Below are 12920 nucleotides of genomic sequence, written 5' to 3'. Positions count from 1 at the left end.
CTTCTCTAAGATGAGAAAGACATCATGAAATTTTCCTTTCATCCATTATTATTAATCGCAGCATTAAATTATAGTTGTTCATCTATTGCGGCCGCTGCCAATCACCTTCCCCTTATGCCGTGGCCACAACAAATTTCAGTGCAACAGGGAACTCTCTATAATATTGACAGAAAATTGAATATCACTGTTGCAGGGGATGACATGCAGGAGGCAGTATCCCGCTGGCGAAAACGAATTGAAGCCCAAACGGGTTGGGTATTGCCTCCCCCCGATGCAACCTTTTCTCCGGTTCAGACAATCAGAATCAATATTGCTAAGAAAATTTCTCCGATTCCTCAACCTGACAGCGATGAAAGTTACCAGTTAGTCATTGATTCCCGCGGCATTACACTGAAAGCCGCGACCCGTTTTGGTGCACTACGTGGCATGGAAACGTTGCTGCAATTACTACAAAATGATGCCAAAGGAACTTATCTGCCACTGGTGAATATCACGGATAAACCGCGATTTTCATGGCGTGGGGTCATGCTCGATTCCGCCCGTCATTTCCTGCCAATTGACGCAATCAAACGTCAATTAGAGGGTATGGCTGCCGCTAAAATAAATGTATTTCACTGGCACTTAACCGATGATCAAGGCTGGCGTTTCGCTTCTGAGCATTATCCTAAACTGCAACAACTTGCCAGCGATGGGCTGTTTTACAGCAAGGCTCAAATGCAGGAAGTAGTTACTTATGCGAGTAGCTTGGGCATCCGGGTTGTGCCTGAAATCGATTTCCCCGGCCATGCCTCAGCGATTGCCGTTGCCTACCCTGAATTGATCAGTAAACGTGGAACTTATGAGATGCAGCGCGGATGGGGTGTTCACAAACCAACGCTGGATCCGAGCAATCCTAAAGTGCATCAGTTTGCCGATACCTTAATCGGTGAAGTCGCTGCAATTTTCCCTGATCCCTATATCCATATTGGCGGTGATGAAGTGGACACCTCTCAATGGCAGGCTTCCGATAAAATACAGGCATTTATGCAGGAAAAAGGATTGAAAGACTCCTATGCCCTGCATACATGGTTCAATCAGGAGCTGGAAAAGATCCTTGCAAAGCATGGACGAAAAATGGTGGGTTGGGATGAGATCTATCATCCTTCCTTGCCTCGTTCGGTCGTTATCCAATCATGGCAAGGGCAGGATTCTCTGGGCAAAACCGCCTCTGATGGTTATCAGGGAATTTTGTCCACGGGTTTTTATCTCGACCAGCCTCAAAGTACCGCCTACCACTATCGTAATGAGGTACTGCCGCAAGCACTCGATATTGATGACAACCTGAAAGCAAATGAAACAGCCCAAAGCTGGTCATTTACGATGCCACGTTTAAAAGGCAGTCCTGTCACTGGCAGTTTTACCTTAATTGAGGATGAGAAAGGCAAATGGCGCGGTTTTATTGATTTTGCCGGAAAATCACGTCGTGCCGTTAATAAGATTATCTGGCAAGGAGATACGGTTAAATTTACTGTGGATAGCTGGATGGGAGAAACGACACCCGTTGTGAATCTCAATCAGAAACAAAAAACCGCGGACGGTTATATTTTATTAGGCAATGTGCGTTATCCGATCACCGGCGAAAAGCTCGCGACAATGCCTGACGGCAAGCAACCTGTCGTGCCTGCCAGTCAGCATCAGCAAAATATTTTAGGTGCTGAAGCAGCATTATGGTCAGAAAACGTCACGGCGGAAGTGCTGGATATTAAGCTCTGGCCACGAACTTTTGCCATCGCTGAACGGCTCTGGTCTGCCAAAGATGTGACGAATGAAAAACACATGTACCAGCGTTTACAAGCAATGGACACATGGACAACCGTGTCTGTCGGTTTGCAACAGCAGGCCAATGCACAGCGGTTAATGACCCGGCTGGCAAACAGTACGAATATTGAGCCATTGCAAATCCTGGCGGAAGCCGTGGAACCCGCCCAATATTACTCCCGCCATCATGCCAAGTTTCAAGCAGGTAATTACCATCAATTAGAACCGCTTTATCGTTTTGCCGATGCGCTGGAGCCGGAAAGCCAAGTTGTCAGAGAAATGGATGCGTTGGTTGATCGGCTACTCAAAAATAAGCGGGATTGGCAAGCGGAACAGGCATTACGTGATCGTCTGATACGCTGGCGCGATAATCATGATTCCGTGATGAAGATCGTCAAAGCAAATTATATGATGCGTAACCTTATTCCCGTTGCCAATGATGTGGGTGAAATTGCTGAACTCGGCTTGGTGATGCTGGATCACCTGAAAGCCGGGAAAACCTTTTCTCCGCAACAATGGCAGGATGCGCAAAAGCTACTGTCACAAGGGGCACAAATGCGGGATGAAGTTGTTATTCGGGCGGTATATCCACTGGAACGGATGCTTGATTATCTGAATAAATAAAGTGGGTTATTAAGAATAATCAGTAGGTAATGGCTTATTACATAAAAATAAGGCTGGGTATATGTTTCCAGCCTTTTATTATCAGAAAAAGAAAATAATGATTATTTCAGCTTATTATATTGTTCTGCCAAATTTTTCAGGAAGTCCAGTTGACCATTTATCAGGTTCGTCAAATCTTTCTGATCAACTTTATTACCGGACAAACTGTGTAATTGGGTCGCAAATTCGTTCCACGCTTTCTCTAGTTTAACTGCTTCTGAAAGAAGAACGGTGCGTTCTGCATCGATTTGTACCACATCTTTTAAGCCGGAAATCCGCTGTTCTGTTTCCTGTAATGTGGTTTTCAGGGCGTCAGTTTCTTTCATTACCTGATCGATTTGATCAGTGAGTTTCATTCTGGCATCCGCCAATTCTGAGTATTTCAATCCTTCAGAAATTTTGCCCAGTATTTTCCTGGCAATCTCAACACCTTGTTTAATCGCCTGTTTAATGGCTTCTTTTTTAGGTTGGGTAAAGTCTAAGCCATCAATATCACTGGCGCTGGGAATAAAATCTTTAAACATATCTGCGATATTATTCGCGCGAATAACATCCTGACTTTCGATGATTTTAGCCCGATCTTCATCCAGTTTTTTTCTTTTTTCTGCTTTATTCTCGATCTCACTCTGTAATTCTGCTTTTTTGGATTCTGTTTGCGCCACAAGATCGCCCAAGCGCTCTGCAATCACCATGTTGCTAATATCACTAATTTTTCCGGTCAGTTGGCTGGTTCTGCTGCTGAAATTGATAATCACATTATCGATATCTTTTGATAATTTCTCGATCAATTGATTACGTTCTTCCAGTAAGGCATTGCGATCATCGTCACTCAAATCAGGGGTTGCCAAAGCCTCATCAATTTGGCTAATCGTTTGGAAAGTCTCTCCCTCAGCAAACTGACTGAGTACTGGCGTTAATTGTGCCAGAGAATCACGAATCGATTCATTGAGATCACGGCTATAGAGCCTGACTCGCTCAACTTTTTCCCCAATAATTTCAATACCAGATGTTTGCCGCCCGGCCAAAAGCCAAATCGTATTTGCCGCTTGATTCAGAGCCTTGATATTGATTTCTGGATACAGGGTTTCTTTTTGTGAGGTATTCTTTTCAGACATTTTAATATTCCTTTTTATTTTATAAATTCTTTATTCAAGAAGAAATCAGCTATAGAGCTTTCTATATTCTGCCAATGCCTCATCGAAAATTTTAACCAATTGAGCAGCAGAACCTTGAACCTCTTTCCAAGGACTAATAACTTGCTTAAACGTCACTATAAAAGAAGTAAGTTTCAGCGCATCATTAATTTCGGCAAATTTTTCTTTTGAAGTCGTAATTTGTGTTAGCATGGTACTCCACATAAACTCCAAATTGTTTAGGGCCACTTCTGCATCCACCATACGAATACCAATATCACTAAAATTGAGGGATAAATCCTGAATCGCAGTCTGCAATGCACTTTTACCTTTAACTTGCTCTTGCAAACCTTTAACTTCCTCAATCAATTCATTTTTACGTTTACGGGCTTTTTCTGCTTTGTCACCAAAAATACCGCCAGTAATCGCCAAACCAATAATGCCTCCTACCATTCCCGAAAATGCCAGACCAACGTATTTATCGTAGTCTTTTTTGAGTTGTTCAATTTCACTGTTTTTACTGTCGATTTTCTTTTGCAGCTCTTTGATGGTGGTAGAAAGGTTATTCTTATCCATCAGATCTTTTTTGTGCTTGACCTGTGGCTCTAACCCTTCCGCTTGATTACCATTTGATAATTCCCCACCAATCAAGGTGATTTTAAAATCGGTTACCGCATTTTTAACTCGCTGAGTATTTTCCTGCTGTTTTTTAATATCCTTCTTCATGCTTTCAAGGATATTTCCTAATTCAACCGCAATTTCTTTATCATCATTGGTATAAGTGATTTCAGCGAGTTGTTTATCAGTTAAATCACCCAGTTTTGTCTTTACACGTTCAATAATCGGCATCTGATCAATAACGCTGATGATATCCCCGCCCGTTTCAGTAATTTGTCTGCCAGCATTTTCCAAATCGATACTTTGCTGTTGAACATTGCTTTCTACACCACTCCAGCTCAGCGTGTGGTCGTGAATGCCTTTAAACAAAGTCGTCATATTTGCGGGTTTTAAACCATCAATATCAATGTCGTTGTAACCGATATATTGCTTAACTCCTTCCAAAGTATAAGGAAGTGCCAAGCCCTGTTTAACATATAATTTAATACTAATGAGATCTTCTTTAGTAAAGATACCTCCCAGACGAGCAACACCTTCTACCTGACTGGTCAATATTTTTAAGGTAACTGCGGGAACTTCTGATACAGGGATCTTATTTTCTGCCAAATTGTTATTTAATGACATATCGTTCTCCATTACTGTCGCTGGTTTAATTTAACGTTAATTAAACTTCGCATTTATCCATCTGAAAACATTTTTATTTCAGTATCTTTTCAATATGTGCAATTAAATTATCCTTAATGTGAAAGGACAATATTTTCATCTAATAATATATTTTTTATCCATTGTTTTATTTTGTTGATTTTTATTATTTGAGCATATTGACAAAACCAAAACTCAATTTATTTATCTTTTAAAAAATCCAAATTTACAGTTATTTCATCCATTATTAATATTTATTATTGATATATTACATAATGTGCTTTTTATCTTTTACACCCCCTATTCAGAAGATATTGTCACAATAAAACAAAATAGCAGAACAATAACTTTAACCAGCGTAAACATAAAAATGTGAATATCGGGCAATGAAGTAAAAACAATATTTATTGACTATTTTTAATACACAGAACTTCATTCAACTGAATGAAAACAAATAAAAAGTATAATGCCGATATAAAGGGTGTTATGGCTGATTTATAACCTATTTTAATCGGTTCTTACTCTTCATATTTCAAATTGCATTGAAGGTAACAAGGGGATTTATTTTGGGTATATCATCAACAGGAGAGACGACAGAAAGCTGAACTGCCCAATTAGCTATTTGGGCAGTTCATGTTTATCACGCTAAATCATCATTGGATCGCATGAATGAGGTTTATTGAGCAGCAACAGATTCCATTCCCACCAGCCCAACTTTGAGGTAGCCCGCCTTGCGCAGGGAATCCATCACACTCATCAATGTTTCATAATCCACAGATTTATCTGCCTGAAAGAAAATCGTGGTTTCTTTGTTGGATTGCGTAGTTTGATCCAATACCGAGGATAAGTTATCGTGATCAACCTGTTGCTCACCCACATAGAGCTGATGATCCGCTTTCACAGTCAAGAATACCGGTTTTTCTGGTCGGGGTTGTGGTTTAGCGGATGAAGCCGGCAAATTGACTTTGATATCTACCGTTGCCAGTGGCGCAGCTACCATGAAAATAATCAGCAGCACCAGCATCACGTCAATAAATGGCGTGACGTTAATTTCATGCAGTTCACCGCTATCGTCCAAATCTTCATTAAGACGTATTGCCATAGTTTATTACCTTGCTTCTGCTTTTTCTGCTTTGCTTTCAGCCAGATCAAGATCGCGGCCCAACAACAGGACTGCCTGAGCCGCCGTATCTCCCACTTGCCCACGGTATGAGGAAATAACACGGGCAAAAACGTTATAAATGACTACCGCAGGGATCGCCGCCACCAGACCTAAAGCTGTCGCCAGCAATGCTTCCGCAATACCCGGTGCAACAACCGCCAGGTTAGTGGTTTGTGAATGGGCAATCCCGATAAAGCTGTTCATGATCCCCCAAACAGTTCCGAACAACCCGACAAACGGCGAAATTGCGCCAATGGTCGCCAGATAGCCGTTACCACGCCCCATATGGCGACTGATTGCTGCAACGGCACGTTCCATACGGAATGCAGTTCGCTCTTTGGTTCCGGCCTTGTCAGCGCTTTCAGCAGACAGGGCACGCTCTGACTGTGCTTCGCTCAATAACAAACGGCTGATACTTTGCTTGCCAAAATCCGCTGCAATTTTCGCCGCCGCATCCAGATTGACGACGTCAGCCAAAGCCTGCTGTTCTTTGCGTAAACGACGGCGCGCCATTAATAGTTCCGTACCCTTGGAGAAAAACAGTGCCCATGTGATGATGGAGGCGATAACCAACCCCACCATGACCGTTTTTACGACCACATCCGCATTATTATACATGCCCCAAACAGACAGATCGGTTGCGAACCCACCGGATTGGCTGGCCGATTCTTCTGTAACTGGTTCAACAACAGCGTCGGTAGCCACAGTTTCGGTGACTCCAGTTTCTGCTGTATTCGGGGCTGTGGATTTCGTTTCTGTGGCTGATGGTGTTTCTGTGGTTGATGGTGTTTCTGTGGCTGATAATGCTTCAGTTTTCGGTTCAGTCACCTGTGGCACTGCGGAAGATGCTGGTGTTGCCGGAGCGGCTACCTGAGCAGCAGCCTGATTTTCTGGCGCGGCTGGCACTGTATCAGCCCATGCTGAGCTTGTTAATCCGAGTGCCAATAGAATAGAAGCTGTCAAATTACGCATCAGTTAGCCTTACTCTCTTTTTTATAGATTCTGTTACTTAGCAGTGAATCACGTTTACTCATCTTGCTAATCCTAATATGACCGGGGTCATGTTTTTTACTTTCTCACCTCAATAAACTCAAGAGGGAAAAAGTCCGCCGCAAATGATATCAGACATTGTACGATTTGATAGTAATTATCATTACTATTTAATAAAAAATTGCTAAAAAACGGTACACTTTTGTCCATTCCTCCTTATAACCTCTCAACAGATCACCTTGAATTTTCGTCAAGTTGCCTGAATCTCTTTGGCAAATCGATACCAAATCTTTTAACTTTCTAATCATTATTTGCACAGTTCTGTTTGAGCCGTTCTGTTTAGGCATGGGAAAGTAGGCCAAAAAAGCAGGCCAAAAATTAACTTGGGGGGGATGAGATCCATGACAGAAAAAAAACTAGAAACTTTATTGGTCAATGTAGGAAGGGAAAAAAAATATACGCAAGGTGCCGTTAATCCTCTTATTCAGCGTACATCATCTGTCATTTTCGATACTGTTGAACACATGCAACATGCTTTGAAGCACCACACTAAAGGCGAATTAATCTACGGACGCCGTGGCACGATGACGCATTTTGCCTTTCGGGATGCAATGTCTGAACTGGAAGGCGGTGCAGGCTGTGCTCTCTACCCTTCCGGTACGGCCGCTGTCACTAATTCGATTCTGGCTTTTGTAAAAACCGGCGATCATGTCCTGATGACGGGAAATGCTTATGAACCATCACAAGCTTTTTGCGATAAGGTTCTGAAGAAAATGGGTATCACTACTGATTATTTTGATCCGATGATTGGCAAGGACATTGCTTCTCTGATTAAGCCCAATACCACGGTGCTCTTTCTTGAGTCTCCCGGCTCTCTGACGATGGAAGTACAGGATGTCCCCGCTATCGTGCGTGCCGCCCGCAAGGTTAATCCTGAAATTGTGATTATTATCGACAATACATGGTCGGCCGGCATTCTGTTTAAGGCTCTGGAGTTTGGTGTCGATATTTCCGTTCAATCCGCCACAAAATATATCATCGGCCATTCCGATGGCATGCTAGGAACCGCAGTCGCCAATGCACGATGTTGGGAACAGCTCAGAGAGCGATCTTACCTACTGGGTCAGATTGCCGATCCCGATACCGTTTATATGGCAACACGTGGGCTGCATACGCTGGCTGTTCGCCTAAAACAACAGGAAAAAAACAGTATCAAAATTGCCAAGTGGCTCGCAAAACGGCCGGAAGTGGCTGAAGTTTATCATCCCGCTCTGCCTTCTTGCCCCGGGCACCGTTATTTTAAACGTGACTTCACCGGTTCTTGCGGGCTGTTTTCTTTTCTCCTGAACACTGAGCTTACACCTGAACAAGTCGCTGATTATCTTGATAATATGAAGCATTTTAAAATGGCGTTTTCATGGGGAGGATTTGAGTCATTGATTTTGGATAAGCAACCTGAATTGCTCCAAATGGTACGCCATTACAATCCACCGAAAAAAACCGGCACGTTATTCCGCCTTCACATCGGGCTGGAAGATCCACAAGATTTGATGGACGATCTGGAAGCGGGTTTTGCTCGCCTTGCAACTCGTTAATTGCCTGACAAAACGATGATCCAATCTCATGGCTGCCTTTCCATTGCAGGCAGCCGTGATGTGTTTTATTCCTTTCAATTCCGTATGCTGAATCAAATCAACCCCCATCCCTCTATTTTGCGGTACACTGGGATAGATCTGTTTATTAATCAGTTTACTTGCAAAAATCACAGGATAAACAATGGAAAAGTTAAGCGAGATCGTGTATGCACTCTGGCATCATGATTTTAACCAACTCGCCAATCCCGATGTCATCTGGATTATTTATGGTGTCCTCTTTATCACCCTTGTACTGGAAAACGGGCTATTACCCGCAGCCTTTTTACCCGGCGATACCTTATTGATACTTTCTGGCGCCTTAATTGCCAAAGGTGTCATGAGCTTCATCCCCACGGTGCTTCTGCTGACCATTGCCGCCAGTCTGGGATGTTGGTTAGGGTATTTGCAAGGACGTTGGCTAGGTCATACTCGTGTTGTCAAAGATTGGCTGGCTCAGCTTCCCCTACAGTATCGCCAACGCGCTAATGTCTTATTTACCAAACATGGTCTGTCGGCCCTGCTCATCGGGCGCTTTTTGGCGTTTGTTCGCACTCTCCTGCCAACATTTGCCGGTATTTCTGGTCTAAATAATAAACGCTTTCAATTTTTTAACTGGTTAAGTGGCTTTTTATGGGTCATTATTATCGTGGGTTTTGGCTATATCTTAAACCAGATCCCTTTTGTCAAAGCACATCAGGATCTGGTCATGAATATTCTGGTGATTTTGCCTGTCGTTCTGTTGATTAGTGGGCTGTCTGCTTCTCTGTTGATGTACTGGCGTCACAAGAGAGCATCATCAAAAAAAAATAAGTAAACACACTTACCGTTTTAACATTCTTGCGAAAAAACGCTATCTGACTGAAAACGAATATTTTTCTATTCATTAGCTTATCAACAAAAAAATTAAACACTTTCTGATTATCAGCTTGATGGAAGTTCTATTCCAGCCATGATCAAAAAAACTAGAACAACAAGGTTTGGTTGCCCTTGGAGAACATCAAGCTATTACGCTTGATGTCAGTAAGCGCATTTATAAGGCGTCCATCTGAAACACCAAATCTGAAGGAGGTTAGAATGGGTCAGCAAACAATTATTAAACTCGTCGATGAGAATCACATGCCACAACTGGGGCTTGGGGTTTGGAAAGCGAGTAATGAGCAGGTTGTTGGAGCTATCCACACCGCATTAGAAGTGGGCTATCGTTCTATTGATACAGCAGCAATTTATCATAATGAAGAAGGTGTCGGAAAAGCCTTGAAAGAAAGTGCCATTCCACGTGAAGAAGTTTTTATCACCACCAAACTTTGGAATGATCGTCATTTGGATGCCAGCACTGCATTACAGGAAAGTTTGGATAGATTACAGCTAGACTATGTTGATCTCTATCTCATTCATTGGCCTGTTCCCGAACAAAATCATTATGTGGATGCGTGGAGACAGCTTATTGAACTGAAAGAAGCCGGATTGACTCGCAGTATTGGTGTTTGTAATTTTCACATTGAACACTTACAGAAAATAATGTTGGAAACAGGTGTGGTGCCCACGATCAACCAAATTGAACTTCATCCCCTGATGCAACAGCGGCAACTCCATTCATGGAATGCCACCCACCATATTACCACTGAGTCCTGGAGCCCATTATCACGCGGTGGAAAAGATGTTTTTAACTCCCCATTGGTTGAACGATTAGCAATGAAGTACAGCAAAACACCAGCGCAAATCGTGATTCGCTGGCATCTCGAATGTGGCATGATTGTCATTCCTAAATCTGTGACACCTTCCCGTATCAAAGAAAATTTTGATGTATTTGATTTCAGATTGGAAAAAGAAGATCTGACAGCCATGGCCGAATTGGATATTGGTAAGCGAATAGGCCCAAATCCTGATGATTACAATCAACTTTAATGTATATCCACCGACCTAATCCAATCCCTTCCAATAGACCTGAATTCTGTTTTCCCACAGGGTTCAGGTCAGGGGCATGATCTGAACCGTCTCTCTTAAAACACCATAACTCATTAACAAAACCAATATTGCTAATAATAACTATGTTTACTATTTATGTATGATTGATGTCCTAGACTTACTTTGCAAAGTTAAATAATCGATCTATTAAATAGATAATTAACATTCACTGAATTTGTGACAGTTATTGATATATCTATTTTCATTAACCCCCTTAAATAATACTTAAGGAAATGATGATGATTTACATAGTTATTTCTTTATTCATGCTTATCCCTTTTTTCTTTGCCTTGAGGTGGTTCCTGTTATCACACCTGATCCATCACAATGCGGCAGGCATGATGCTGGCAATAGCAGCTATCGCTTTTCACATGTACATCTTCCGCTTCGACAAGTTACCGATTGTACATGTTGCCATGTCCCATAGACCGATCGTGTTCTATGGCGCAGTTCTCATTGCATTACTGCATGGTGTGATCTATTCCATTTGCTTTAAGCGGTACTATGGGAAGGAGACTTATTAACGGGAAGAGCCGTTCTCATCGTTTTCTTCATCCGTTGATTTGGTATTCGCAGTCAAAAGATAAGGAGACTGTTGCCAACGGCTGGGTGCAAGTTGTAGTAAATTATGGGCCAGAATAAAGCCGATCGCCAAAGCCAGCAGGAGCATGATCCGAAGTAAGTTAGTGGTGTTATCGACCTGCTTGGCTTCTGTTGCCAATCTATGGGTATCCAGTGTCAGGCGAAGAAAACCCTGTGGAGAATCTTTCCCCTGTATAGGGACAACGATTTGCTGGTTGAAATAGCTACTGGATTTTTTACCTTCCAACGCCAATCGTTCACGGACAGAAACTGGCTCACCACTGCGTGCGATCTGTGTTCCATTTTCCAGATAAACACTGGCATCCAGAATGCGGCTGTTGCTGGTCAAATAATCCAGATTAGCGACAATCTTTTTATTATTAAGATCTTTGCTACCATTCTCCATATAATCAGCCAAGCTGAATGCGACCTGTTTTGCCAATGTTTTCGCCAAATCCTCAAACTGGTCCATATGAGCCTGCTGTTGAGAGCGGCTGAAATAGGAAACACCCTGCATCAGCAGAACCAACAGTGCTATACATATTAAAATAATCGCCGTCTTGTGCAGCCGAAATTTTAGCTTTGCTTTAATCATCGTTATCCCATCCTATGATCGGAAAGCACATGTTGCCAGATGCTGTACTGATAGGATAGTTTGAAAAGCATTTTTCGCTTGCCAAAATTGCATGGAATTACAGGAGTCGAAGTTCATGTCTAATAATCTGGCCTATCGTTACTTACCGGATGAGATCCATAAATGGCCGGGATTACCGCTATCCCTTAGTGGTGATGAGGTTATGCCTCTGGATTACCGAGCAGGAGACAGCGGCTGGTTGCTGTATGGCCGAGGTTTGGATAAACAACGCATCAGCGATTTTCAGCACCGACTTGGGGTCGCTATTGTGGTGGTATCTTCATGGCGTATTGATGATTATCAAGTTGTTCGTATTGCCGGCAGTCTTTCACCTCGCATTAAACGATTGGCGGATGAGTGCCGCCTGGATGTTGTTCCGCTAGGGCAAATTCCTCGCCTGCGTTCACCCGGCTTATTGGTGATGGATATGGATTCGACCGCAATCCAAATCGAATGTATAGATGAAATTGCCCGTCTGGCGGGCGTTGGCGATAAAGTGGCGGCAATTACAGAACGGGCCATGCAGGGTGAGCTGGATTTTTCAGAAAGCCTGCGCGAGCGAGTCGCCCAACTGGCAGGAGCTGATGCGGCAATCTTACAGCAAGTGATGGACACACTTCCTCTTATGCCGGGGCTGACCAGCCTTGTCCGCAAGTTACAATCATTGGATTGGCATGTCGCTATTGCTTCCGGTGGTTTTACTTTCTTTGCCGATAACCTTCGCCAGCAACTTCGCCTGTTTGCCGCTGTCGCCAATCAACTTGAGATCAGAGATGGCAAACTGACCGGTAAAGTCAAAGGGCCGATTGTCGATGCAAAATACAAGGCAACTACTTTGATAAGGCTGGCAAAAGAGCTGGATATTCCCCTCAGTCAAACTGTCGCGATTGGGGATGGTGCCAATGATCTGAAAATGATCCGCAAAGCAGGATTAGGCATTGCCTATCATGCCAAACCTAAAGTGTATGCACAGGCTAAAGTTGCGATCCGCCATGCAGATTTGATGGGTGTTTTGTGTGTATTGAGTGGCGGCCTGAAGCACGAAGAACGCTAATATTAGCCGTCAGCAATCACCCCATTAACAATCATACTATTAATAA

11 protein-coding genes and 1 pseudogene are annotated in these 12920 nt (G+C 43.0%); 7 read left to right on the top strand and 5 right to left on the bottom strand.

Going from position 1 to position 12920, the window contains the following annotated elements:
* The first annotated feature begins 24 nt into the window (after positions 1 to 24).
* Positions 25 to 2421: a family 20 glycosylhydrolase gene (locus Xenpb_RS01160; RefSeq protein ID WP_187652712.1), complete on the top strand. Its 2397-nt coding sequence runs from the start codon at positions 25 to 27 to the stop codon at positions 2419 to 2421.
* Between the two features lie 101 nt (positions 2422 to 2522).
* Here the strand turns inward: Xenpb_RS01160 and Xenpb_RS01155 are convergent, their stop codons facing one another.
* The 4 genes from Xenpb_RS01155 to exbB form a co-directional block, all read right to left on the bottom strand.
* Positions 2523 to 3575, bottom strand: a complete 1053-nt coding sequence (locus Xenpb_RS01155) for an alpha-xenorhabdolysin family binary toxin subunit B (RefSeq protein WP_187652711.1) — start codon at positions 3573 to 3575, stop codon at positions 2523 to 2525.
* A 45-nt stretch (positions 3576 to 3620) separates the two neighbouring features.
* Positions 3621 to 4835 (bottom strand): alpha-xenorhabdolysin family binary toxin subunit A, encoded by a 1215-nt coding sequence (locus Xenpb_RS01150; protein ID WP_304952531.1) that lies wholly within the window; start codon positions 4833 to 4835, stop codon positions 3621 to 3623.
* Positions 4836 to 5529: 694 nt separating this feature from the next.
* Positions 5530 to 5955, bottom strand: coding sequence for a TonB system transport protein ExbD (exbD, locus tag Xenpb_RS01145; RefSeq protein ID WP_187652709.1), 426 nt, complete (start codon positions 5953 to 5955; stop codon positions 5530 to 5532).
* A gap of 6 nt (positions 5956 to 5961) precedes the next feature.
* Positions 5962 to 6987, bottom strand: a complete 1026-nt coding sequence (gene exbB / locus Xenpb_RS01140) for a tonB-system energizer ExbB (protein ID WP_187652708.1) — start codon at positions 6985 to 6987, stop codon at positions 5962 to 5964.
* 419 nt (positions 6988 to 7406) lie between these two features.
* Here exbB and metC point away from each other — a divergent pair, with 419 nt between their 5' ends.
* The 5 genes and pseudogenes from metC to Xenpb_RS01120 all read left to right on the top strand — a co-directional run bounded on the left by metC (position 7407) and on the right by Xenpb_RS01120 (position 11128).
* Positions 7407 to 8600, top strand: coding sequence for a cystathionine beta-lyase (gene metC, locus Xenpb_RS01135; protein ID WP_187652707.1), 1194 nt, complete (start codon positions 7407 to 7409; stop codon positions 8598 to 8600).
* Between the two features lie 181 nt (positions 8601 to 8781).
* Positions 8782 to 9453, top strand: coding sequence for a DedA family protein (locus tag Xenpb_RS01130; RefSeq protein WP_187652706.1), 672 nt, complete (start codon positions 8782 to 8784; stop codon positions 9451 to 9453).
* Positions 9454 to 9549: 96 nt separating this feature from the next.
* Positions 9550 to 9688: pseudogene (locus tag Xenpb_RS19820) on the top strand (NADH-dependent alcohol dehydrogenase); the annotation flags it as partial.
* Between the two features lie 25 nt (positions 9689 to 9713).
* Positions 9714 to 10544, top strand: coding sequence for a 2,5-didehydrogluconate reductase DkgA (gene dkgA, locus Xenpb_RS01125; RefSeq protein ID WP_187652705.1), 831 nt, complete (start codon positions 9714 to 9716; stop codon positions 10542 to 10544).
* Positions 10545 to 10843: 299 nt separating this feature from the next.
* Entirely contained in the window at positions 10844 to 11128 is a 285-nt protein-coding gene (locus Xenpb_RS01120; protein WP_187652843.1) for a hypothetical protein, read from the top strand.
* Here the strand turns inward: Xenpb_RS01120 and Xenpb_RS01115 are convergent.
* The gene (locus tag Xenpb_RS01115; RefSeq protein WP_187652704.1) at positions 11125 to 11781 is read right to left on the bottom strand and encodes a YtjB family periplasmic protein; all 657 of its coding nucleotides are present in this window, start codon (positions 11779 to 11781) and stop codon (positions 11125 to 11127) included. The genes Xenpb_RS01120 and Xenpb_RS01115 overlap by 4 nt on opposite strands.
* 115 nt (positions 11782 to 11896) lie before the next feature.
* Between Xenpb_RS01115 and serB the strand changes: the two genes are divergently transcribed.
* Positions 11897 to 12874, top strand: a complete 978-nt coding sequence (gene serB, locus Xenpb_RS01110) for a phosphoserine phosphatase (protein WP_099115130.1) — start codon at positions 11897 to 11899, stop codon at positions 12872 to 12874.
* Positions 12875 to 12920: the final 46 nt, after the last annotated feature.

The organism is Xenorhabdus sp. PB62.4, from assembly GCF_014467285.1.
In the GTDB taxonomy this organism is placed as follows: domain Bacteria; phylum Pseudomonadota; class Gammaproteobacteria; order Enterobacterales; family Enterobacteriaceae; genus Xenorhabdus.
Note: the sequence above shows the minus strand (reverse complement) of the source record. Positions and strands in the feature narration are given on the sequence as shown.